The organism is Nonomuraea sp. NPDC049637 (assembly GCF_040675235.1).
Classification (GTDB): Bacteria; Actinomycetota; Actinomycetes; order Streptosporangiales; family Streptosporangiaceae; genus Nonomuraea.
Genome location: NZ_JBFAOM010000005.1, coordinates 345,305 through 366,241 on the forward strand (window position 1 = coordinate 345,305; position 20,937 = coordinate 366,241).

The window sequence follows — 20,937 nt, forward strand, 5'->3', positions numbered from 1 at the left end:
TGGTAGGGCTTGACGGAATATGATCGCCGTGCTGGGGTGAAAGGCGTTCACGACGCCAGAAAGGCCGCGACATGCCTGTGGAGTTCCTCGGTATCGGTGGCACCAACGACGGCTCGGAGACCTCGCCCCGCTCGGGCCCCTCCTTCGACAAGCAGTACACGCTCCGGCTCGCGCGGGCCCACCAGGAGCACGGCTGGAACCGGGTGCTGTTCGCCTACGGCTCAGGCTCGCCCGACCCGGCCCAGGTGGCCGCGTACGTCGCGAGCCGGGTCGAGGACCTGGGGATCCTGCTGGCCCACCGGCCGAACGTGTCGTACCCGACGTACGCCCTCAAGACCTTCGCCACGCTCGACCAGATCAGCGACGGCCGCCTGACCGTGCACTTCATCACCGGCGGCAACGACCACGAGCAGGGCAGGGAGGGCGACCTCCTGACCAAGGACGAGCGGTACGCCAGGACCAGGGAGTACATCCGGATCGTCAAGAAGGGGTGGACCTCCAGGGAGCCGTTCGACCACGAGGGCGCCCACTACTCCTTCAGGGACTTCGTCTCCGACGTCTTCCCGGTCCAGCGGCCGCGGCCGCAGGTGTCCTTCGGCGGCTCGTCGCCCGCGGCGTACGCGGCCGGCGGGGCCGAGGCCGACGTCTACTGCCTGTGGGGCGAGCCGCTGGCCGAGACCGCGCAGCAGATCGCCTCGGTCAAGGAGGCGGCCCGCGCGGCCGGGCGGGCCGACGTGCCGCGCATCCAGGTGGCCTTCCGGCCGATCATCGCGCCCACCGAGGAGCTGGCCTGGGAGAAGGCGCACCGGATCCTGGGCGAGCTACGACAGTCCCGGGCGAACCCGCGGCGGCGTCCCGTGGGCCCGCCGCAGAACGCCGGGTCGCTGCGGCTGCTGGAGGTGGCCGCCAGGGGAGAGCGGCACGACCGCGTCCTGTGGACGCCCACCGCGGCGGCCACCGGCGCCGCCGGCAACTCCACCGCCCTGGTCGGCACCCCGGAGACGGTCGCGCAGGCCCTGCTCGACTACTACGACCTGGGCGTGGAGATCCTCTCGGCGCGCGGCTACGCGATCCTGGACGACGCCGTCGACTTCGGCCGGCACGTCATCCCGCTGGTCCGCGCGGAAGTGGCCCGGCGCGACGCCGCCCGCGACAAAGCCGCCCGCGACAAAGCCGCCCGCGACGACGTGCGTGCGGGCCATGGCGCTGCGTGACACGGCCGCGGCCGTGCCCGCCGCCGGGCGGGAGGAGCCCGCGCCGAAGGTCGTGACCGCCCGCCGCCCGTTACGGACGGTGGCCGCCCTCGGCGTGCTGGTGCTGCTGGCGATGGCGGCCAACGCCCTGGTCACCAACCCCGCCTGGGAGTGGGACGTCGTCGCCATGTACCTGTTCGCGCCCTCCGTCCTGCGCTCGGTGCTGCTCACGCTGGAGCTGACCGCGCTGGGCATCGGGCTCGGGTTCGCGCTCGGCACCCTGCTCGCCCTCATGCGCCTGTCGGCCAACCGGCTGCTGGCCGCGGTGGCCTGGGGGTACGTGTGGCTGTTCCGCTCGGTGCCGCTGATCCTGCAACTGCTGTTCTGGTACAACCTGGCGCTGCTGTACCCGAGGTTGTCGTTCGGGGTGCCGTTCGGGCCGGCCTTCTTCGACGTCGGCACGATGGACCTGATCGGGCCGGTCACCGCCGCCGCGCTCGGGCTCGCGCTGCACCAGGCGGCCTACGCCGCCGAGATCGTCCGCGGCGGCCTGCTGTCGGTCGATCCGGGGCAGCGGCTGGCCGCGGCGGCGCTGGGCGTGCCGAGGGCTCGCCGGTTCTTCCGGATCATCCTGCCGCAGGCCATGCGGACGATCGTGCCGAACGCCGGCAACGAGATCGTCAGCCTGGTCAAGGGCACCTCGGTGGTCTACATCATGGCCCTGCCCGAGCTGTTCTACCAGGTACAGGTGATCTACAACCGCAACGGCAGGGTGATGGCGCTGCTGCTGGTCGCGACCGTCTGGTACCTCGTCCTGACCACCACGCTCTCGGTCGGGCAGCACTTCCTGGAGCGCCACTACGGCAGGGGCCGCTCATGATGGTGGAACTGGCCGGCGTGCACAAGAGCTTCGGCGCGCTGCACGTGCTCAAGGGCATCGACCTGCGCGTACGCCAGGGCGAGGTGGCGGTGGTGCTCGGGCCGTCCGGCTCGGGCAAGTCCACCCTGCTGCGCGTGATCAACCATCTGGAGAAGGTGGAACGCGGGACGGTCACGGTCGACGGCGAGCTGCTGGGCTACCGGCGCGCCGGCGACCACCTGTACGAGCTGCCCGAACGCGAGATCCTCCGCCAGCGCACCAGCATCGGCTTCGTCTTCCAGAACTTCAACCTCTTCCCGCACCTCACCGTCAGCCAGAACATCGCCGAGGCCCCGCTGTCGGCCCAGCGCCGGCCGCGCGCCGAGGTGGCCGAGCTGACCGCGCGCCTGCTCGACCGGGTCGGGCTGGCCGGCAAGGCGGCGGCCTACCCCCGCACGCTCTCCGGCGGCCAGCAGCAGCGCGTCGCCATCGCCAGGGCGCTGGCCCTGGAGCCCAAGGTGGTGCTGTTCGACGAGCCCACCTCCGCCCTCGACCCGGAGCTCGTCGGCGAGGTGCTGGAGGTCATGAAGGACCTGGCCCGCAGCGGCACGACCATGATCGTCGTCACGCACGAGATCGGCTTCGCCCGGGAGGTGGCCGACACCGTCGTGTTCATGGACGAGGGCCGCATCGTCGAGCGCGGCCCGGCCGCGCAGGTCCTCGACGCCCCGCGCCACGAGCGCACCCGCGCCTTCCTCGGCAAGGTCCTCTGATCACAAGGAACCCCCATGCGTCTCACCGCCGTGCCCGCACTCCTGCTGATCCTGTCCGCCACCGTCACCACCACCGCCTGCGCGGCCGAACCCGCGCTCGTCCCCAGAGCCGGCGAGGGGACCGCTGCCGAGGGCGCGGTCACCGGCCGCGCCGTCGACACCGGTCCCGACCAGAAACGGGTGCGCACCGGCAAGGTCGCGAGCATCGCCGCCCGGGTGCCCGCCGAGATCGCGCGGGACGGCCGGCTCACCGTCGGCTTCAGCGTCCAGAGCTCGCCGCCGCTGGTCTTCCCGGCCAGTGACGACGTCACGCTGATCGGCGTGGAGACCGACCTCGCCCAGCTCGTGGCGGACGTGCTCGGCCTGGAGCTGGAGCCGGAGAGCTCCTCCTGGGAGAACCTGTTCCTGGGGGCCAAGTCCGGCAAGTACGAGGCCGTGTTCAACAACGTCACCGTCACCGAGGAGCGCAAGGACGTCTACGACTTCGCGACGTACCGGATCGACCAGCTCGCCTGGCAGGTTCCCGCCTCCAGCCCGATCAGGAGGATCGCCGGGCCCGCCGACGTGGCCGGGCTGCGGGTCTCGGTCGGCTCGGGCACCAACCAGGAGAAGATCCTGCTCGACTGGGACGCCCAGAACCGGAAGGCCGGCCTGAAGCCGGTCGAGATCCTCTACTACCAGAAGTACGGCGACGTGCTGCTCGCCCTGAAGTCCGGGCGCGTGCAGGCGTACTTCGGCCCCAACCCGACCATCGCCTACAACGTCGCGGTCAGCGGCGGCTCCAGGATCGTGGGCACCGCCTCGGGCGCCGGGCCGGGCCTGCAGGGGCTCATCGCGGCGATGACGAAGAAGGGCAACGGCCTGGTAGGGCCGGTGCACGACGCGCTGGCCGCGGTGATCGGGAACGGGACGTACCGGCAGGTGCTCGACCGGTGGGGGCTGGCCAACGAGGCGGTCCCCGAGTCCAGGGTCAACCCGCCGGGCCTGCCGAGGCAGCGCGGTTGAGCGCGCCCGCCTTCGAGGTCCGCCTGGTCGCGCCGGACGATCCCGCCGTCCGGCCGCTGCTGGCGGACCTCGCGCTGGAGTACACCAGCCGGTACGGCGCCAACGACGAGCTGAACCGGTACCCGGCCGAGGAGTTCACGCCGCCGGACGGGGCCTTCCTCGTCCTGGTGGTGGGCGGCGAGACCGTGGCGGGCGGGGCGTTCCGCCGCTACGACGCTGAGACGGCCGAGCTGAAGCGGGTGTGGACGCATCCCGGCCACCGCAGGCGCGGCCTGGGCGCGGTCGTCGTACGGGAGCTGGAACGCGAGGCCGCCCGCCGCGGCTACCTGCGGATCCACCTGACCACCGGCCCCCGCCAGCCCGAGGCCGTCGCCCTGTACCTGGCCGGCGGCTACACCCCGCGCTTCGACCCGGACGACCGTCCGAAGCGCGGCCCGCTGCCTTTCGTGAAGAGTCTGTGACCCAGAGTGGGATTGACGAGCACCCTCCCTTGCTCCTATAAACACTCGAAAGCCACTAAATAAGTGGGAAATAGGGAGAAGAGATGAACGCTCGCAGGGTTCGCGTAACGGTGGCCACCCTGGCCGCCCTGGCGCTCACGACCATGGCGGCCGCCTGTGGGGGCAGCGGCAGCCCTGCGGACAGCGGCGCGAAGAGCGGGGGAGCCGGCGCCACGCAGGTGCGTCTGGGCTTCTTCCCCAACATCACCCACGCCACCGCCCTGGTCGGCGTGGAGAAGGGCATCTACGCCAAGCACCTCGGCGCCGCGCCCAAGACCAGCACGTTCAACGCCGGCCCGGCGGCGATCGAGGCCGTGTTCTCCGGCGCCATCGACGCCACCTACGTCGGCCCCAACCCGGCCATCAACGCCTGGTCGAAGTCCAAGGGCCAGGCCATCAAGATCGTCGCCGGCGCGGCGTCCGGCGGCGTGTTCCTCGTGGTCAAGCCCGGGATCAACTCGGTGGAGGACCTCAAGGGCAAGAAGATCGCCACCCCGCAGCTCGGCAACACCCAGGACGTCGCGCTGCGCTACTGGCTGACCGAGAAGGGCATCAAGACCGACACCAAGGGCGGCGGCGAGGTCTCGATCGTGCCCCAGGAGAACTCCCAGACCATCCAGACCTTCGCCACCGGCGACATCGACGGCGCCTGGGTGCCCGAGCCGTTCGCCAGCCGCCTGATCAAGGAGAGCGGCGGCAAGGTGCTGGTCGACGAGCGCGACCTGTGGCCGAACAAGCAGTTCGTGATCACCCACCTCATCGTCCGCCAGGAGTGGGCCAAGGAGCACCCCGACCTGCTCAAGAAGCTGATCGAGGCGCACGTCGAGGCCAACGACGTCATCGCGAAGGACCCGGCCGGCGCCGCGCAGACCGCCAACGCCGCCCTGCAGAAGCTGACCGGCAAGCCGCTCAAGCCCGAGGTGCTGGACAGCGCGTTCAAGAACATCACCTTCACCAACGACCCGATCGCCTCGTCGCTGGTGGGCAGCGCCGAGCACGCGACCAAGGTCGGCCTCCTCGACCCGGTCGACCTGAACGGCATCTACGACCTCAAGGTCCTCAACGAGGTCCTCGCCGCCAAGGGCCAGCAGGCCATCTCCGACAAGTAGGAGGCGCACGCGATGTCCGCTCCGCTCACGGAGCAGGTCACCGGCCGGGTCGAGGGGCAGAGCCCCGCGATCCGGCTGGAGGCCGTCTCCAAGCTCTACGGTCAGGGCCGGACGGCCCTGCAAGCCCTCGACCAGGTCTCGCTGTCGGTGGCGCCCGGCGAGTTCGTCTGCCTGCTCGGCGCGTCCGGCTGCGGCAAGAGCACGCTGCTGTCGCTGGTCGCCGGGCTCGACCGGCCCACGGCCGGCCGGATCGACGTGGACGACGCCCGCGTCGCGCTCATGTTCCAGGAACCCGCGCTGTTCCCCTGGCTGACCGTCTCGGCCAACGTCGAGATGGCGCTGCGCGCCAAGGGCGTGAGCAAGCAGGAACGCCGGGACCGGGCCGCCGAGTTCCTCGACATCGTCCACCTGGGCGGGTTCGGCAGGAAACGGCCGCACGAGCTGTCCGGCGGCATGCGCCAGCGCGTCGCCCTGGCCAGGGCGCTCGCCCAGGACGCCGACGTGCTGCTGATGGACGAGCCCTTCGGCGCCCTGGACGCCATGACCCGCGACCTGCTGCACGACGAGCTCGAACGCATCTGGCGGGAACGCGGCCTGTCGGTCCTGTTCGTCACCCACAACGTGCGCGAGGCCGTCCGGCTCGGCGACCGGGTCGTGCTGCTGTCCAGCCGGCCGGGGCGGGTGGTCGAGGACTTCCCCGTCGCGCTGCCGCGGCCCCGCCGTACCGACTCGGGCGAGGTGGCCGAGCTGGCGGGGGAGATCACCGGCCGCCTCCGCCAGGAGGTCCTGCGCCACGCCCGTCAGGAGGAGCCCGCATGACGACGACGGACACCCACGCCCAGCAGCTCGCCGGGCTCGACGCGCTGGAGCTGGGCACCGGCCACCGCGCCGGCCCGGCCTCCCGGCTGTGGGCGGGGTTGTGGCCGATCGCCACGGCCGTGCTCATCGTGCTGGCCGTCTGGCAGGCCGTGGTGTGGGCGGGCTGGTGGCCCGAGTACGTCTTCGCCGGGCCGGTCACCACGCTCGCCGAGCTCGGGCACCGGCTCGGCGACCCCGAGTTCTACACCGCGCTGACGGTCACCATGCGCCGCGCGGTCACCGGGTTCGCCCTGGCGATCGCCGTCGGACTGGTCGTCGGCGCGCTGGTCTCGCGGATCGGGCCGCTGCGCCGCGCCACGGGCTCGCTGATCACCGGCCTCCAGACGATGCCGTCCATCGCCTGGTTCCCGCTGGCCATCCTGCTGTTCGGGCTGTCGGAGAGCGCGATCCTGTTCGTGGTGGTGCTGGGCGCGGCGCCGTCCATCGCCAACGGCCTGATCACCGGGGTGGACTACACGCCGCCGATCCTGCTGCGCGCCGGGCACATGCTCGGCTTCCGCCGGATCGCCCTCTACCGGCACGTCATCCTGCCGGCCTCGCTGCCGTCGTTCCTGGCCGGGCTCAAGCAGGGCTGGGCGTTCGCCTGGCGCTCGCTGATGGCCGGTGAGCTGCTGGTCATCATCGCCAACCAGGCCTCGCTGGGCGAGCAGCTCCACTACGCCCGCGAGCTGGCCGACTCGCCCGGCCTGCTCGCGACCATGATCGTCATCCTGGTCATCGGCATCGTGGTGGACCGCGTCTTCGGCCTGGCGGACGACGCGCTGCGCCGCCGCTGGGGCCTGCACCAGGTGAGCACCTGAGCAGTAGACGGTCATGCGGATCTCCGCCAGAACCCAGTACGCCCTGCGCGCCGCGGCCGAGCTGGCCGCAGCGCCGCCGGGCCCCATGCCCGCCGAGAAGATCGCCACGGCCCAGGGCATCCCCCGCAAGTTCCTCGACAACATCCTGCTGCAGCTGCGCCGGGCGGGCCTGCTGCACAGCCAGCGCGGCCCCGACGGCGGCTACTGGCTGGCCAGGCCCGCCGGCGAGATCACCCTCGCCGACATCGTGCTGATCGTCGAAGGCGTCTCCGAGGGCGGCGACCACGGCGGCTATCCCGGCGTGGCCAGCCCGCTCGCCGAGGTGTGGAGCGCGCTGCGCGACCACGAGGAGATGATGCTGGCCGACATCACGCTGGCCGACATCGCCCGCGCGAGCGTGCGGCTGGGCGACGAGCCGCGCTGAGGACGTCCCTAGCCCGCCACCCCGTTCTCCCAGGCCCACGCGATGATCTCGACCCGGTTGCGTACGCCCAGCTTGTCGAGGATGGCCGAGATGTGGCCCTTCACGGTGCTCAGCGAGATGTGCAGGGCGGCGGCGATCTCCTGGTTGGTGCGTCCGGCGGCCACGGCGCGCACCACGTCGGTCTCCCGCTCCGACAGCGGGTGCACCGCCCCCGCCGCGCGCGGCGCCCGCCTGGCCAGGCGGCCCAGCAGGCGCGGCGTGATCGACGGCGAGATCAGGGCGTCCCCCGTGCTGGCCGCCCGTACGGCCTCGGCGAGCAGGGCCGGGCCGGCGTCCTTCAGCACGAACCCGGCCGCGCCGCAGCGCAGTGCGTCGTAGACGTACTCGTCCAGGTCGAAGGTGGTGACCACGACCACCGGCAGCGGGTCGGGCACGCCGGCGCCGGCCAGGGCGCGGGTGACCGCGATGCCGTCCATGCCGGGCATGAGGATGTCCACCAGGCAGACGTCGGGGCGTACCCGCCGGGCCAGCTCCACGGCCTCGGCGCCGTCCCGGGCCTCGGCCACCACGCGGATGTCGGGCTGGTCCTCCAGGATCAGCCGCAGGCCCCGGCGGACCATCGCCTGGTCGTCGGCCAGCAGCACGCCGATCGTCATCGCCGCCTCCCGAGCGGCCCCGTGAGTGGCCCCGTGAGTGGCCCCGTGAGTGGCCCCGTGAGTGGCAGGGTCGCGTGGACCGACCAGCCGCCCTCCGGCCGGGGGCCCGCGCGCAGGGTGCCGTCGAGGGCCTCGACGCGTTCGCGCATGCCGAGCAGGCCGTAGCCGCCGCGGCCCCGGGACGGCGGCGCGGGCGGCGCGTCGTCGGCGACCTCGACCACGACCGCGCCGTCCCGTCCGGCGGCCTCGACCGTGACCTCGACGGTGACCATGCGGGCGCGGGCCGCGTGGCGGGCGACGTTCGTCAGCGACTCCTGGACGATCCGGTATACGGTGCTGGTCACCTCCGGCGGCCAGTTCTCGGCCTCGCCGGGGACGCGCAGGGTCACGGGCGGGCCGTCGAAGCCGCCGACCAGGTCGGCGAGCCGGCCGGGCGGCCCCGGCACGTCGTCACCGGCGTCGCGCAGCAGGCCCACGACGCGGCGCAGCGCGGCCAGGGCTCCGGCGCCGGCGTCCTCGATGTCCTCCAGCGACTCCTCCAGCGGGCCCGACCCCCTGCGGGCCAGCAGCCGGGCGGCCTGGGCCTGCAGGACGATGCCGGTCAGATGGTGGGCGGCCACGTCGTGCAGTTCCCTGGCCAGCCTGCGGCGCTCGTCGTGCCGGACGTGATCGGCGGCCGACAGGCGGCGCGCCGCCAGCAGCCGCAGGCCGCCCCCGACGCCCAGGGCGGCCAGCCAGCCGGCCACGTTGAGCCCCACCGTGGCCCCGTTGTGCGCGCCGGGCACGCTCGCCGCGGCGACCGCGAGCCCGCCGGCCGCGACGGCGCAGGCGGACCGTGCGGGAAGCGTCCTGACCGCCGACCCGACCAGCACGGACAGGCCCAGCACCATGGCCGGTCCCGGCTCGTTCGGCAGCCCGGCCCACGCGGCGACCACGACGGCCGCGGCCGCCACCGCCAGCCCGCCCACGGCCGTCCACACCGGGGACAGGCGGCGCGCCAGGGCCAGCGCGCACACCGCCGCCCCCGCCGCGCAGTCGAACACCCAGTAGCCGCCGCCCCAGCTGCCGGCGATCAGACCGGCCCAGAAGACGAGCACGGCGACGGCCGCCACCGCCAGCGCGGCCTCCGCCGCCACGGCCGCGGCCCGCCGCCCGTCGGGCCAGGCGAGCTCCGGCCGGTTCCGCACGTTCACGCACCCAGGCTAGGGAGGCCGGTCCGCCCGGCACACCGGCCGAAAGTACGGTCGCCGCGGCCCGAACCCTGCTTTGGACCCTCCCCGCGCCCCGCCGCCCACCGCACGATGAGGTTCCATGCCCTATGACGACCCGCGGCCCGCCCGCGCCCTGCCCCAGGACCGCACGCCCCCCGCCGCGCCCGGGCGGTCGCGCATCATCGCGCTCGACGTCGTGCGCGGTTTCGCCCTGTGCGGGATCCTGCTGGCCAACGTCCAGCCGATCTCGCACGTCGGCACCGACCCGGTCACCGCGCAGCACGCGGCGCTCGACGACACCGCCCGCTGGCTGGGCCTGCTCGTCGAGCAGCGCTTCTTCCCGATCTTCTCGCTGCTGTTCGGCGTCGGCTTCTCGCTGCTGCTCGACTCGGCCGCCGCCCGCGTGCCCCACCCGCGGGCGTTGCTGCTGCGCAGGCTCCTCCTGCTGGCCTGCATGGGCCTGGCGCACATGTTCCTGCTGTGGCGCGGCGACATCCTGACCGTCTACGCGGTCGTCGGCCTGGTGGTGCTGCTGCCCTCGACGTGGTTGCCGCGCTGGGCCGTGGCCGGGCTGGCCGCCGTGCTCGTCGTCGCGGCGCTGGTCGTCTTCGGCGGCGGCACGATGCTGGTGCCCGGCCTGTTCCTGCTGGGCTCGGCCCTCACCAGGTACGGCGTGATCGACCGGATCGACAGCTCCACCCGCGTCCCGGCGCTGCTGGCCCTGGGCTTCGCCGCGGCCACCGTCCCGGCGCTCATGTGGCAGGCCGGAAGCACGCCCGTGCCCCTGCCGATGGCCGCGTCCGGGCTGCTCATGGCCGGTCTGTACGTGTGCGTCCTGCTCGTCCTGCTGAGGACGCCGTTGCGGCCGGTGTTGCGGGCCGTCTTCGCCCCGCTGGGCCGCATGGCGCTGACGAACTACCTGAGCGCCACCGTCCTGGTCCTGGTCCTCGGCAAGCTGGCCGGCGGCCCGCCGGAGGGCTGGACGCTGTCCACGGTCGCGGGGATCGCCGCCGTCATCCTGGCTCTGCAGTGGGTGTGGTCCACCCTCTGGCTGCGCCGGTACCGCTTCGGCCCGCTGGAATGGTTGTGGCGCTGGGCCACCTGGGGCCGCCGTCCCGCCCAGTGCGCCCGGTGAGGCCGTAGGGAATTCTGGGACGAACCCTGCAACCCTCCGCCCGGCCGGTCGCGTTGGGAACGGGCGAAGGGAGATCATCACATTGGACGCTCATGACGGCTTCCGCGAGTTCGTCATCGCCCGGCAACAGGCGCTGATGCGGACCGCCTATTTGCTCGTGGGCGACCCTCACCTGGCCGAGGACCTGCTCCAGAGCGTGCTGGTCAAGGTCGTCCGGCACTGGCACAAGCTGGCGCGGGACGGCAATCCCGAGGCGTACCTGCGTAAGGCGCTGGTCAACCAGTACATCTCGTGGCGGCGCCGGCCGAACCCCGAGCTGCCCAGCGCCGACCCGCCCGAGCGCGCGGTCACCTACGACGAGGACGCGCTCGACCGGATCGTGCTGCGCCAGGCGCTGGACAAGCTGACGCGCAAGCAGCGCGCGGTGATCGTCCTGCGCTTCTGGGAGGACCTCACCGAGGCCCAGACCGCCGACGTGCTCGGCTGCGCGGTCGGCACGGTGAAGAGCCAGACCCATCACGCGCTGGCGCGCCTGCGCGCGCTGGCCCCCGACCTCGTGGACTCGCGACCCGCTCAGGAGGCGGCCCGATGACCAGACTGCGTGACGCACTGAACGGCATCGCCGAGGAGGCGCCGCCGGTGAACCTGGCCGACCTGGCGGTGGCGGGGTACCGGCGCAGACGCCGGGCCTCGGCGACGCTGGCGGCCGCCGCGACGATCGCGGTGCTGGCCGGGGTGACGGCGACCGTGCTGGTGGCCGGGCCGCGACGGGTGCCCGCCGCCGCGCCGCAGGCCGCGGCCGCGGCCGTGCCTGTCCTGCCCGCGGGGAAGGTGGGGACGCTCAGCCACGCCTACCGGCAGAGCTGCCTGCCTCCCAGGGGGAAGAGCGCGCCGCCCGGCTGCGTGGACGGCGAATGGCGGGTGGTCACCGGCGACGGCACGACGTACCGGGTGCCCCAGGCGCTCGGGACGACCGCCAGGAACGACCGCGTGCCCGTCGCCCTCAGCCGCGACGGGCGCATGTTCGCCTACTACGACAAGGACGCGGGGGCGCACGTCGTCCGGGACATGGTGACCGGCGCTGAGACGGTCTCCGCCGCGAAGGTGGCGGCGGAACGCCTCGGCATGGGCTCCATGCTGGTGGTCTCCGACGACGGCCGCCACCTGGTCTTCGACCCGCGCGAGGGCACCAAGGACCCCGGCCTGCTGATCGACGTGCGGACCGGCGCGACGGTGTCCGTCCCCGGCGTGTACGAGCCGGTCGCCATCAAGGACGGCGTCGCCGAGCTGGTCCGCTACCGCAAGACCGACCTGCTGTTCATGCCGGTCGCCGGCGGCGGCCGGCCGGTGCGCTTCGACGGCGTCTTCATCATGTTCAGCGAGCTCGCCCCGGACGGCCGCACGGTGGCCGCCTTCGAGTTCCCGCCCGGCAAGAAGGTCCCGCCCGAGTACATGACCCGCCGGCTCACCCTGCTCGACACCAGGACCGGCCGCACCGTGCGGAAGGTCTCGGTCAAGGGCCTGCCGAAGAGGGCGGGCATCGACGGCACCACGATCTGGCAGAGCCCGTCGGAGGTCACGCTCACCGTCGAGGTCGGGAACAGCACCCGGGCCTACGCCGTGGACGTCCGCACCGGCCGGGCCAGGCTGGTGAACAGCTATCCCGGCGGGTTCAGGGGACAGCTGGTCATGCCCGGAGCCGCCGGCGGGCTATGAGGCTCCCGGGAGCGCTGCCTGTACGGAGGCCAGGCAGCGCTCCACCACGGGACGCGGGTCGAAGGCGTAGTCCCCGGCCCCGAACAGCTCGAACGTCATGGCCCCCCGGTAGCCCCTGCGGTCCAGCGCGGCCAGGTAAGCCGCCAGCGGCAGCTCGCCGTCGCCCCAGGCCAGGTGCCCGGTGGGGGAGCCGTCGATCAGGTGCACGTGCCTGACCCGGTCGCCGAGGGCGTCGAAGTAGTCGTCCACGCTCTCCCCGGCCGCCGCCATGGCCACGGTGTCCAGCACCGCGCCCAGGTTCGGGGCGCCCACCTCGTCGATCATGCGGGCCAGCGTGGGCGCGTCGTTGACCAGGTTGGACTCCACCCGCTGCAACGCCTCCAGCACGCACGACACGCCGAGCGTGCCGGCGTAGGCGCAGATCTCGCCGATCGCGTCGGCCGAGCGCCGCCAGGCGGCGGCGACCGGCTCGTCCTCGAAGCCCCGGCCCGGGGTCAGCAGCAGCAGCTCGGCCCCCAGCTCGGCGGCCAGCTCGGCGGCCCGGCGGAACATCGCGACGCTCGCGGCCCGCAGCCGGCTGTCCGGCGAGGCCAGGTTGACGGGGTAGGCCACCTGCTCGGGCGTCAGACAGCGGACGGTGAGCCCCCGCCCGGCGGCGCGCCGGCGGATCGCCCGCGCCTCGGCGTCGCTCAGCCACGGCACGTGCAGCTGCGGCGCGACGCCCCACAGCTCCAGGTGCTCGCGCCCGAGCGCGGCGGCGTCGTCGAGGAAACGGTCGAGGGGCAGGTGCTGGTAGGCGAAGTTCGAACCGGTGACCTGCCGCAGTGACAACGACATCAGACTCACTTCCCGACCCCGTCGGCGAGGCCCTTGACGATGTAGCGCTGGCCGAGGAAGAACAGCAGCACCACGGGCAGCGCCGCGATGACCATCCCGGCGAAGACGACGGGGAAGTCCGTGCCGTGCTTGCTCATCAGGCTGGTCAGGCCGACCGGCAGCGTCTGCACGCCGGCGCCGCTGGTGAAGACCATCGCGAACAGGTACTCGTTCCAGGCGAACAGGATGTGCAGCAGCACGGTGGAGGTGAGGATCGGCTTGCACATCGGCAGGATGATCCGCCAGAACGCGGTCCAGCGGGTGCACCCGTCCATCTCGGCGGCCTCGTCCACCTCGCGCGGCAGGTCGATCATGTACGCCCGGATGAGGAACGTGGTGAACGGGATGCGGAACGCGGTGTAGAGGATCAGCAGCGCCCAGAAGCTGTTGTACAACCCCATGGCCTGGAACATCTTGACCAGCGGCACGAGCGCCACGGTCGGCGCGAGCATGAGCCCGCCCAGGATGCCCATCGTGACGAACCGGTTGAGCGGGATGTCCACCCGGGTCAGCCCGTAGGCCGCCCACGCGCTGACGAACACGGTGGCGACCGTGGAGGTGAGCGTGACCAGCACGCTCGTCGTCAGGTAGTCGCTCACCCCCCGGTTCCACGCCTTCTGGTAGCTCTCGAAGCTCCAGCTCGACGGCAGCGCGAACGGGTTGCCGAACAGCTCGCTGTTGGACTTGAACCCGTTGAGCACCATCCACAGCAGGGGATAGAGCACGACCACCGCGAGGCAGAGCAGGAACGCCCAGAGGAACACGCGCGCGATCACGCCGAGGAAGCCGCGGCGACTCACCATTCCACCCTTCTCTTACGGGTGACCCACATCTGTCCCACGGCGATGCCGAGCGTGATGACGAAGATCACCGTCGCGATGGCGGCGGCGTAGCCGAAGTTGTTGCGCACGAAGCCGCTGCGGTAGAGCCAGGTGCCCAGGACCTGGCTGGAGTTGTCGGGGCCGCCGCTGGTCATCACCATGACCTCGTTGAACACCTGGAAGGCGCCCGAGATCGTGACCATCATCATCAGCCCGGTCATCTCCCGGACGAGCGGAACCGTGACGTGGAAGAACCGCCGGACCGGGCCGGTGCCGTCGATGGCGGCGGCGCCGTAGATCTCCCGGGGGATGCGCTGGATCGCGACCGCGAACAGCAGCGTCGAGTAGCCGAAGCCCTGCCACTGGCTCATCGCGATGATCGCCGACATGGCGGTGCTCTCCTGGCCCAGCCACGCCTGGGCCAGGCCGTCCAGGCCGACCGCCCTGAGCAGGTGGTTGAGCGGGCCCAGGTTGGGCTCGTAGATGAAGTAGAAGAGCAGGCCGGCGACGGTCATCGAGATCGCCGACGGGATGAAGTACACCGCCCGCAGGCCGCGCTGCCACCGCTCACTGCGTACGCCCTCGATCAGCGCGGCCAGCAGCAGCGCGCCGAACACCTGGAAGACGATCGAGACCACCGCGTACAGGACGTTGTTGCCCAGCGCGGACCAGAAGACCGGGTCGTCGATCAGCTTGCGGTAGTTGTCGAGCCCGACGTACTCCTGGGTGCCGCTGTAGATGTCCCATTTGAGGGTGCTGAACTGGAAGTTCTGCACCAGCGGCAGGTAGACGAACACCACGACCAGCGCGAGCGCGGGGGCCACCCACGCCAGGCCGAGCGCCCGTTGACGTATGGCACGCACCGGCATGCCCTCCCTCCGGCCCGCCCGGCCTACTTCGCCGACTCCGACGCCGCGCGGACGCTCGCCAGCACCTTGTCGGGGGTCGAGCCGCCGCTGATCAGCGCCTCGCCGCCGGCCAGCCAGGCGTCGGCGACCTCGGGCACGGTGACGGTGTCGAGCCACGCGGCCAGCCGCGGCGCCTTGTTGACCTGCTCCATGCCCTCGTAGACGGCCTTGCTGGAGGTCTCGGGGCTGACCGCGCCGACGACCGTGCTGGGCTGCCCGTACGGGGGCGCCGACAGGGTCTTGGCGTTCTGCGTGGAGGTCACGAACTTCATGAAGTCGACGGCCAGCGCGGCCCGCGGAGACCTGGCGTTGATCAGGTAGCCCTCGGGCGCGCCCTCGATGGTCTTGGGGTCGCCGGCCGCGTTCTGGGGGACGGGGAGCTGGAAGATGCCGAAGTCGTCCGGCTTGAGGCCGTTCTTGTCGGTGGCGTTGTCGAACTCCAGGACCTCCTGGTAGTACATGGCCGCCTTGCCGTCGTGGAAGGCCTGCTGCGCCGAGCTGTAGAGCACGCCGTTGGTGCCCTTGCCGGTGTCGGTGCAGGTGTCGACCAGGGTCTTGAACCGGTTGAGCGCGGTCACGTAGCCCGGGTTGTCGAGCTTGGCCGTCTTCGGGCTGAAGTCGGCCTGCAGGACGTCGGCCGGCACGTCGTAGGCGAAGAGCTGCTGGAGGTAGTGCAGGGCGGGCCAGCCGTCCTTGTTGCCGAAGGCGATCGGCTCGTAGCCCGCCTTGCGCAGCGCCGCGCAGCTCCCGACCAGCTCCTCGAACGTGCCGGGCACCTTGACGCCGGCCTTGTCGAAGGCGGTCTTGTTGTAGCCCATGAACTTGCCGTTGCCGTACAGCGGGATGCCGTAGTACTTGCCGTCGTAGGCGAAGGCCGACAGCGAGCCGGGGCTGAACGTCTTGCCCCACTCGGTGTCCGGGCCGATCACCTTGCTCAGGTCGGCGGCCCGGCCGCCGCGCACGAAGTTCTCCGCCCAGTTGCCGCTCCAGGTGAAGAAGACGTCGGGCAGCGCGTCGGAGGCGGTCAGCGTCTTGGTCTTGTCCTTGATGCTCTGGTCGGTCTCCTGGATGAGCTCGACCTTCACGCCCGGGTGCTGCTTCTGGTACGCCGCGGCCAGGTCCTCGAAGTACGGCTGCAGCGGGTCGCCGGCGAACTTGGTGAGGATGCTCAGCGTGCCGGAGAAGTCGGGCTTGGCGGACAGGTCGGCGGCGGGGGCCTTGGCCGCTCCGTCGCCGCCGCCGGAACAGCCGGCCAGGGCGAGCGTCCCGAGGAGCGCCGCGAACGACGTCATTGCGCGAGGGCGCATGGGCTTCCTTTCTCTCGGAGGGAGAGGGGGACCTGCCGGTCCGCGGTGGGGGTGTTGGCTGACTGTACAGATGAACTGATACCGGTACCAGAGCGGAAAGCAAGATTTTCTTTCCCGGCGCCTTCCAGCGGGGTTTTTCCTACGATGAAACAGCAGCATGCGGCTAGTTCTCGCAGGTCGGGTGTTGACGCGCGGCCGGATCCTGTGTCAGCGTGACCTCCGCGTGATACCGGTATCAGGCCGCTGGACGCCGCCGGCCCGCAAGCTTTCCCGAAAGGACGCGAAGATGCTCGGATTCAACGAGCCGGAATTCCTGTCGCAGCTGGCCAGCACCGTGGCCCTGCGCCCCCAGATCGAGGAGCTCGTCGATCGGCTCGTGGACCAGGGGTTCGACACCCTCCTGCTCGTCGGCGCCGGCGGCACGTACGCCCAGATGTGGCCCTACGAGCACCTGGCCAGGCGCAACTCGACGCTCGACGTGCGCGCCGCGATCGCGGCCGAGCTGGTCGTCTCGGGCGACGCCCGGCTCGGCGAGCGCACGGTCGCGATCTTCACCTCGGTCTCCGGCACCACCGAGGACAGCCTGCGCGCGATCGAGTACGTCAAGGACAGGGGCGCCTACACGATCGGCTTCACCGGCTACCCCGACTCGCCGATCGCCAAGGCCGTGGACGCCGTGCTGGTCTCGGAGCCGAAGGCGTGGCCGTTCGACCAGCAGATGTTGCTGTTCATGGGCCGCCTGCTGTCCCGCCGCGGCGAGTTCGAGGGCTACGGCAAGCTCGCGGACGAGCTCGCCAAGCTGCCCGAGGTCATGCTCAAGGTCGCCGAGCAGGCCGAGCCGGTGGCCGCCGCGTTCGCCGAGGCCCACAAGGACACCGACTACCACTTCCTCATCGGCGGCGGGAACCTGTGGGGATTCACGTACCTGTACTCGATGTGCATCCTCGAGGAGATGCAGTGGCTGCGCACCACCCGCGTGCACAGCGCCGAGTTCTTCCACGGCTCACTTGAGCTGCTGGAGGAGGACACGAGCGTGATCATCTTCCAGGGCGAGGACGAGACCCGCGCGCTCACCGACCGCGCCGAGGCGTTCGCCAAGCGCATCTCCAAGGACGTCACCGTCTTCGACACCCGCGACTACCCGCTCGACGGCATCAGCCCCGAGTTCCGCGGCCTGCTCGCCCCGATCGTCCTCGACACCGTGATGGGCCGGGTCAGCAAGCACCTGGAGCGGGTCCGCGACCACTCGCTCGACCTGCGCCGCTACTACCGGGTCATGGACTACTAGGCCACCGCCTCCGCTCCCGTCCCCGGCGGCGGGAGCGGCCCACCCCCGACTCAGGAGAACAATGAGAGTCCTCGGCTTCGGCGACAACATCGTCGACCGGTTCGTCGATCGGGGCATCGACTATCCGGGCGGCAACAGCGTGAACGTCGCCGTCTACGCGGGCCGCCTCGGCGTCGAGGCCGCCTACCTCGGGGTCTTCGGCGACGACGACCTCGGCGGCTTCCTGCGCGAGGCCGTCGCCGCGCAGGGCGTCGCGGTCGACCGCTGCGTGGTGCGTCCCGGCGAGAGCGGCGTGTCCCGGCTGCGCGTGGACGACGGCGACCGGGTCTTCCTGGGCTGGAACGGCGGCGGCGTCACCGTGCGGGAGCCGCTGGCGCTGACCGGCGACCTGCTCGCCTACGCCGGCTCGTTCGACCTGGTGCACTCCAGCGTCTACTCCGGCACTGAGGATGAGCTGCCCCGGCTCGCCGGCCTGCGTCCCCTGGTCAGCTTCGACCTGTCCAGCGAGGACGACTACCGCACCCCCGCCTACCTGGACCGCGTCTGCCCGCACGCCGACCTGGTGCTCCTGTCCTGCTCCCACCTGGACGAGGCGGGCACCCGCGACCTGCTGGCCCGCGCCGTGGCGAGCGGCGCCCGCCTGGCGCTCGGCACCAGGGGCGTGGACGGCGCGATGGCCTACGACGGCCACGACCTGGTCACCGCCCCCGCCCGGCTGGTCGAGGACCCGGGCAAGATCGTCGACACCATGGGCTGCGGGGACGCGTTCCTCGCCGGGTTCGCCGTCTCCCTGCTGCGCGACGGCTGGCGCAAGGGCGCCGCGCCCGGCCGCGGGCCGGTCCTGCGGGCGCTGCTGGCCGGCGCGGAGACCGCCTACGACCAGTGCTTCGTCGAAGGCGCCTTCGGCTTCGGCAGGCCCGCCCCGCGCGGCTAGCATGGGCGTGCCCGCGACCCCCCAGAAACGAGGAACCCGTTCGATGGCAGCCGACCGGAGCCAGTCGGGCCGGCCGACGATCTCGGAGGTGGCCGCCGAGGCCGGCGTCGGCCGCGCCACCGCGGCCCGCACCCTCGGCGGCTACGGCTATGTCAGCCCGGAGCTGCGCGAACGGGTGCTGGCGGCGGCCGAGAAGCTCGGCTACCGCACCAACGCCCTGGCCCGCAGCATGTCCACGGGGGTCAGCCACACCCTCGGCGTGATCCTGGCCGACATCGGCAACCCGTTCTTCGCGGGCGTCATGCGAGGCATCTCCGACGCCTCGCGCGCCCGCGGGTTCGACACGATCGTGCTGAGCACGTACGAGCGGCTCGACGAGGAGGTGGCGGCCACCGACGTGCTCATCGACAAGCGGGTCGACGGCGTCATCATCGCCTCGGCGGCCGTGGGGCGCGACGAGGTCAAGCACATCAGGGCGGCCATGGGCCGGGGCATGCCCATCGTGCTGGTCGACCGCGCGGTCGCGCCGCTCGACCTCGACACCGTCGTCATCGACAACCGCGGCGCGGCCCGCGAGGCGGTCGAGGTGATGATCGCGGCCGGTCACCGCCGCATCGGGTTCGTGTGGGGGCCGTCCTCGGTCGATCCGCCCGTGACCAGGCGGGCGCTGCTGGAGAAGGCCCGCAACGTGTGGACCGACGGCGAGCGCCTGCGCGGCTACCTCGACGCGCTCGACGACGCCCGCATCCCCTTCGACCCCGAGCTGGTCATGACCGGCCCGAAGACCGAGGAGTGGGCCACCCAGGAGGTGGCCCGCATGCTGGCGCTGCCCGACCGCACCACCGCCCTGTTCTGCACTGAGACCGACGCCGTGACCGGGGCGCTGCGGGCCGTCCGCGCCGCCGGGCTGTCCTATCCGGCCGACATCTCGCTCATCGGCTTCGACGACAGCGCCTGGGCGGCCGTCATGGACCCGCCGCTGACCATGATCGAGCAGCCGGTCCACCAGCTCGGCGCGAAGGCCGCGGAGGTGCTGCTCGACGTGCTCGACGGCGCCGAGCCGCGGCACGACGTGCACACGCTGCGCTCGCGCCTGGTCACCCGCGCCTCGGTCGCCCCGCCGCCGTCCTGATCGGGCGGCCGGCGGTCAGGGGACGGTCAGGGATGGGTGACCTGGGGCGAGGTGGTCACCACCTCGCGGGAGGGGCGCGGCGCGGGCGGGGTGCGCGGACGGCCCGCCGCCACGAACACGACGGCCGACAGCAGGGTCATCGCGACCACGATGACCAGGATGAACGCCATCTCCCTGCGGGTCACCGGGCAGCGGCGGCGCCGGGCCGGTTTGGCGTTGAGCGCGTCGATGCGGCAGGCGAAGTCGCGGTCCTGCCAGCGCAGATCCTGCTCGATCTCGGCCAGGATGCGGCGTTCGCGGTCCGACAGGCTCATGGCCGCCGCTCCCGTCCCGCGACGCCGTGGGCGGGGGCGGGCGGTGAGGTCAGCGGTTCGGTCATGTCGTTCTCCGTCGCTCCCGGTCAGAAGTAGCCCCCGTCAGGGCGGCCCGGTCGGGGCCGGCCCTGGTCAGAGGGCGTCCCGCTGGTGAGGCACGCCTTCGTGGCGGCGCGCTCTGGCGGGTCGCCGGCGGCCCCGAAGGCCCGCGATCCCTCCGTACCCGGCGGTGCGGGCTCGATGCGGTGCCTTACCGCGCCCGGTATGAACCGTTACGCCCGGTGTGCGATGTCCGCCTAAATCCAGACATTTCCTTCACCTGGCGTCGATTTCCGGCTTACCGGACATCGGGCGGGCCGGTCAGCTGTCCGGCTTCTCCACCAGCGGGGTGTCCACCAGGTGCTCGATCAGGAACCAGGTCTGGAGCTCGTTCGTCCTGATGACGTCGGAGACCAGCAGGTCGTTGGTGCCGTCGTCGCCCATCTCCTGCGCCCGGCCGGCCGCGTCGTGGGCGGCCACGAGGATGGTCTCGTGCGCCTCGATCAGGCGGGAGAGCATGGCGGGCACCTCCTCGCAGCCGTTCGGCGGGCGCGGGATCACGGTGATCTCGGCCACGTGCCGCGGGTCGCCCACCGCGACGCCGCCGAGCGTCTGCACACGCTCGGCCATCGCGTCCACCAGCGCGATCTGCTCCGAGGCGTGCTTGTCCAGCAGCAGGTGCAGCTGGTAGAAGGTCGGGCCGCGCATCAGCCAGTGGTGCTTCTTGTACAGGCTGTAGAGGATCTGGGTGTCGGCCAGGATCTGGTTCAGGCGCTGGCAGGAGTACTCGCGGGCGTCGCGGGAGAGGCCGAGCGGGAACATCCGCACGGTGCCGTACTCCTGGATCTCCACGCCGTTCACGTGCAGCCATGGCTGGCTGTCGGGCTTCGACCGGGTCGGCTTGGCGGACCGTTTGGTGGGCACGTACATCTCCTCAGATAGTCGGAACAATCGCCCGGAAACCTCCCCTCCGGCGCGCCAAGCGCCCCCACGAGCCCGCACAAGAGCCGGTCAACATCCGCCGCCCGCGATCGTTTGCCCGCAGGTCAGAGGGGTAG

23 protein-coding genes are annotated in these 20,937 nt (G+C 72.0%); 15 read left to right on the plus strand and 8 right to left on the minus strand.

Translation table 11 applies throughout. The annotated features are described in order from the left end of the window. Positions 1-71: 71 nt before the first annotated feature. The 9 genes from AB0J71_RS10225 (at position 72) to AB0J71_RS10265 (ending at position 7,542) form a co-directional block, all read left to right on the plus strand. Positions 72-1,214 (plus strand): LLM class flavin-dependent oxidoreductase, encoded by a 1,143-nt coding sequence (locus AB0J71_RS10225; protein ID WP_364413674.1) that lies wholly within the window; start codon positions 72-74, stop codon positions 1,212-1,214. Further along, on the plus strand, positions 1,201-2,073 hold the full coding sequence (locus AB0J71_RS10230) for an amino acid ABC transporter permease (RefSeq protein ID WP_364413676.1): 873 nt from the start codon (positions 1,201-1,203) through the stop codon (positions 2,071-2,073). Before AB0J71_RS10225 ends, AB0J71_RS10230 begins: the two co-directional genes overlap by 14 nt. Further along, entirely contained in the window at positions 2,073-2,825 is a 753-nt protein-coding gene (locus AB0J71_RS10235; protein ID WP_364413718.1) for an amino acid ABC transporter ATP-binding protein, read from the plus strand. Before AB0J71_RS10230 ends, AB0J71_RS10235 begins: the two co-directional genes overlap by 1 nt. A gap of 15 nt (positions 2,826-2,840) precedes the next feature. Continuing rightward, positions 2,841-3,830 carry an ABC transporter substrate-binding protein gene (locus tag AB0J71_RS10240; RefSeq protein WP_364413678.1) on the plus strand — a complete coding sequence of 330 codons (990 nt, stop codon included), beginning with the start codon at positions 2,841-2,843 and terminating at the stop codon, positions 3,828-3,830. Beyond that, on the plus strand, positions 3,827-4,291 hold the full coding sequence (locus AB0J71_RS10245) for a GNAT family N-acetyltransferase (protein WP_352330907.1): 465 nt from the start codon (positions 3,827-3,829) through the stop codon (positions 4,289-4,291). The genes AB0J71_RS10240 and AB0J71_RS10245 overlap by 4 nt, the downstream gene beginning before the upstream one ends. Positions 4,292-4,374: 83 nt before the next feature. Then, positions 4,375-5,439 carry an ABC transporter substrate-binding protein gene (locus AB0J71_RS10250; protein WP_364413680.1) on the plus strand — a complete coding sequence of 355 codons (1,065 nt, stop codon included), beginning with the start codon at positions 4,375-4,377 and terminating at the stop codon, positions 5,437-5,439. Between the two features lie 12 nt (positions 5,440-5,451). Then, positions 5,452-6,258 carry an ABC transporter ATP-binding protein gene (locus AB0J71_RS10255; RefSeq protein ID WP_364413682.1) on the plus strand — a complete coding sequence of 269 codons (807 nt, stop codon included), beginning with the start codon at positions 5,452-5,454 and terminating at the stop codon, positions 6,256-6,258. Further along, the gene (locus AB0J71_RS10260; protein WP_352324790.1) at positions 6,255-7,118 is read left to right on the plus strand and encodes an ABC transporter permease; all 864 of its coding nucleotides are present in this window, start codon (positions 6,255-6,257) and stop codon (positions 7,116-7,118) included. The genes AB0J71_RS10255 and AB0J71_RS10260 overlap by 4 nt, the downstream gene beginning before the upstream one ends. 13 nt (positions 7,119-7,131) lie before the next feature. Then, on the plus strand, positions 7,132-7,542 hold the full coding sequence (locus AB0J71_RS10265; protein WP_352324791.1) for an Rrf2 family transcriptional regulator: 411 nt from the start codon (positions 7,132-7,134) through the stop codon (positions 7,540-7,542). 8 nt (positions 7,543-7,550) lie between these two features. On the opposite strand, the gene AB0J71_RS10270 is transcribed toward AB0J71_RS10265, so the two are convergent. Next, the gene (locus AB0J71_RS10270; RefSeq protein WP_352324792.1) at positions 7,551-8,198 is read right to left on the minus strand and encodes a response regulator transcription factor; all 648 of its coding nucleotides are present in this window, start codon (positions 8,196-8,198) and stop codon (positions 7,551-7,553) included. Further along, on the minus strand, positions 8,195-9,391 hold the full coding sequence (locus tag AB0J71_RS10275; protein WP_364413684.1) for a histidine kinase: 1,197 nt from the start codon (positions 9,389-9,391) through the stop codon (positions 8,195-8,197). Before AB0J71_RS10275 ends, AB0J71_RS10270 begins: the two co-directional genes overlap by 4 nt. Positions 9,392-9,509: 118 nt before the next feature. Between AB0J71_RS10275 and AB0J71_RS10280 the strand changes: the two genes are divergently transcribed. The 3 genes from AB0J71_RS10280 to AB0J71_RS10290 all read left to right on the plus strand — a co-directional run bounded on the left by AB0J71_RS10280 (position 9,510) and on the right by AB0J71_RS10290 (position 12,260). Then, the gene (locus AB0J71_RS10280; protein WP_364413686.1) at positions 9,510-10,544 is read left to right on the plus strand and encodes a DUF418 domain-containing protein; all 1,035 of its coding nucleotides are present in this window, start codon (positions 9,510-9,512) and stop codon (positions 10,542-10,544) included. 82 nt (positions 10,545-10,626) lie between these two features. Beyond that, positions 10,627-11,136 (plus strand): SigE family RNA polymerase sigma factor, encoded by a 510-nt coding sequence (locus AB0J71_RS10285; RefSeq protein ID WP_352324796.1) that lies wholly within the window; start codon positions 10,627-10,629, stop codon positions 11,134-11,136. Beyond that, positions 11,133-12,260: a hypothetical protein gene (locus tag AB0J71_RS10290; protein WP_364413688.1), complete on the plus strand. Its 1,128-nt coding sequence runs from the start codon at positions 11,133-11,135 to the stop codon at positions 12,258-12,260. The genes AB0J71_RS10285 and AB0J71_RS10290 overlap by 4 nt, the downstream gene beginning before the upstream one ends. Here AB0J71_RS10290 and AB0J71_RS10295 read toward each other — a convergent pair. The 4 genes from AB0J71_RS10295 to AB0J71_RS10310 are packed head-to-tail and all read right to left on the minus strand — an operon-like array spanning position 12,255 to position 16,172. After that, positions 12,255-13,097, minus strand: coding sequence for a TIM barrel protein (locus AB0J71_RS10295; protein WP_364413690.1), 843 nt, complete (start codon positions 13,095-13,097; stop codon positions 12,255-12,257). The two genes, AB0J71_RS10290 and AB0J71_RS10295, sit on opposite strands and share 6 nt — an antisense overlap. A 5-nt stretch (positions 13,098-13,102) precedes the next feature. Then, positions 13,103-13,939, minus strand: a complete 837-nt coding sequence (locus AB0J71_RS10300; RefSeq protein WP_364413692.1) for a carbohydrate ABC transporter permease — start codon at positions 13,937-13,939, stop codon at positions 13,103-13,105. Continuing rightward, complete coding sequence (locus AB0J71_RS10305) at positions 13,933-14,820, minus strand: sugar ABC transporter permease (RefSeq protein ID WP_352324800.1); 888 nt, start codon at positions 14,818-14,820, stop codon at positions 13,933-13,935. Before AB0J71_RS10305 ends, AB0J71_RS10300 begins: the two co-directional genes overlap by 7 nt. A gap of 29 nt (positions 14,821-14,849) precedes the next feature. Beyond that, positions 14,850-16,172: an extracellular solute-binding protein gene (locus tag AB0J71_RS10310; protein ID WP_352324801.1), complete on the minus strand. Its 1,323-nt coding sequence runs from the start codon at positions 16,170-16,172 to the stop codon at positions 14,850-14,852. A gap of 286 nt (positions 16,173-16,458) precedes the next feature. Here AB0J71_RS10310 and AB0J71_RS10315 point away from each other — a divergent pair, with 286 nt between their 5' ends. The 3 genes from AB0J71_RS10315 to AB0J71_RS10325 all read left to right on the plus strand — a co-directional run bounded on the left by AB0J71_RS10315 (position 16,459) and on the right by AB0J71_RS10325 (position 19,526). Continuing rightward, positions 16,459-17,460 carry an SIS domain-containing protein gene (locus AB0J71_RS10315; RefSeq protein ID WP_352324802.1) on the plus strand — a complete coding sequence of 334 codons (1,002 nt, stop codon included), beginning with the start codon at positions 16,459-16,461 and terminating at the stop codon, positions 17,458-17,460. A 61-nt stretch (positions 17,461-17,521) separates the two neighbouring features. Beyond that, positions 17,522-18,394 carry a PfkB family carbohydrate kinase gene (locus AB0J71_RS10320; protein ID WP_352324803.1) on the plus strand — a complete coding sequence of 291 codons (873 nt, stop codon included), beginning with the start codon at positions 17,522-17,524 and terminating at the stop codon, positions 18,392-18,394. A gap of 43 nt (positions 18,395-18,437) precedes the next feature. After that, positions 18,438-19,526, plus strand: coding sequence for a LacI family DNA-binding transcriptional regulator (locus AB0J71_RS10325; protein ID WP_352324804.1), 1,089 nt, complete (start codon positions 18,438-18,440; stop codon positions 19,524-19,526). A gap of 26 nt (positions 19,527-19,552) precedes the next feature. Here the strand turns inward: AB0J71_RS10325 and AB0J71_RS10330 are convergent, their stop codons facing one another. Next, on the minus strand, positions 19,553-19,840 hold the full coding sequence (locus AB0J71_RS10330; RefSeq protein WP_352324805.1) for a DUF3040 domain-containing protein: 288 nt from the start codon (positions 19,838-19,840) through the stop codon (positions 19,553-19,555). A 360-nt stretch (positions 19,841-20,200) separates the two neighbouring features. After that, on the minus strand, positions 20,201-20,803 hold the full coding sequence (locus AB0J71_RS10335) for a DNA starvation/stationary phase protection protein (protein WP_352324807.1): 603 nt from the start codon (positions 20,801-20,803) through the stop codon (positions 20,201-20,203). Between the last annotated feature and the right edge of the window lie 134 nt (positions 20,804-20,937).

Excerpts from the sequence above, each read along its gene's own strand:
- AB0J71_RS10225 (WP_364413674.1), top strand. The coding sequence starts at position 72 with ATGCCTGTGGAGTTCCTCGGTATCGGTGGCACCAACGACGGCTCGGAG.
- AB0J71_RS10230 (WP_364413676.1), top strand. The coding sequence starts at position 1,201 with ATGGCGCTGCGTGACACGGCCGCGGCCGTGCCCGCCGCCGGGCGGGAG.
- AB0J71_RS10235 (WP_364413718.1), top strand. The coding sequence starts at position 2,073 with ATGGTGGAACTGGCCGGCGTGCACAAGAGCTTCGGCGCGCTGCACGTG.
- AB0J71_RS10240 (WP_364413678.1), top strand. The coding sequence starts at position 2,841 with ATGCGTCTCACCGCCGTGCCCGCACTCCTGCTGATCCTGTCCGCCACC.
- AB0J71_RS10250 (WP_364413680.1), top strand. The coding sequence starts at position 4,375 with ATGAACGCTCGCAGGGTTCGCGTAACGGTGGCCACCCTGGCCGCCCTG.
- AB0J71_RS10255 (WP_364413682.1), top strand. The coding sequence starts at position 5,452 with ATGTCCGCTCCGCTCACGGAGCAGGTCACCGGCCGGGTCGAGGGGCAG.
- AB0J71_RS10260 (WP_352324790.1), top strand. The coding sequence starts at position 6,255 with ATGACGACGACGGACACCCACGCCCAGCAGCTCGCCGGGCTCGACGCG.
- AB0J71_RS10265 (WP_352324791.1), top strand. The coding sequence starts at position 7,132 with ATGCGGATCTCCGCCAGAACCCAGTACGCCCTGCGCGCCGCGGCCGAG.
- AB0J71_RS10270 (WP_352324792.1), bottom strand. The coding sequence starts at position 8,198 with ATGACGATCGGCGTGCTGCTGGCCGACGACCAGGCGATGGTCCGCCGG.
- AB0J71_RS10280 (WP_364413686.1), top strand. The coding sequence starts at position 9,510 with ATGCCCTATGACGACCCGCGGCCCGCCCGCGCCCTGCCCCAGGACCGC.
- AB0J71_RS10290 (WP_364413688.1), top strand. The coding sequence starts at position 11,133 with ATGACCAGACTGCGTGACGCACTGAACGGCATCGCCGAGGAGGCGCCG.
- AB0J71_RS10295 (WP_364413690.1), bottom strand. The coding sequence starts at position 13,097 with ATGTCGTTGTCACTGCGGCAGGTCACCGGTTCGAACTTCGCCTACCAG.
- AB0J71_RS10300 (WP_364413692.1), bottom strand. The coding sequence starts at position 13,939 with ATGGTGAGTCGCCGCGGCTTCCTCGGCGTGATCGCGCGCGTGTTCCTC.
- AB0J71_RS10310 (WP_352324801.1), bottom strand. The coding sequence starts at position 16,172 with ATGCGCCCTCGCGCAATGACGTCGTTCGCGGCGCTCCTCGGGACGCTC.
- AB0J71_RS10315 (WP_352324802.1), top strand. The coding sequence starts at position 16,459 with ATGCTCGGATTCAACGAGCCGGAATTCCTGTCGCAGCTGGCCAGCACC.
- AB0J71_RS10320 (WP_352324803.1), top strand. The coding sequence starts at position 17,522 with ATGAGAGTCCTCGGCTTCGGCGACAACATCGTCGACCGGTTCGTCGAT.
- AB0J71_RS10325 (WP_352324804.1), top strand. The coding sequence starts at position 18,438 with ATGGCAGCCGACCGGAGCCAGTCGGGCCGGCCGACGATCTCGGAGGTG.
- AB0J71_RS10330 (WP_352324805.1), bottom strand. The coding sequence starts at position 19,840 with ATGAGCCTGTCGGACCGCGAACGCCGCATCCTGGCCGAGATCGAGCAG.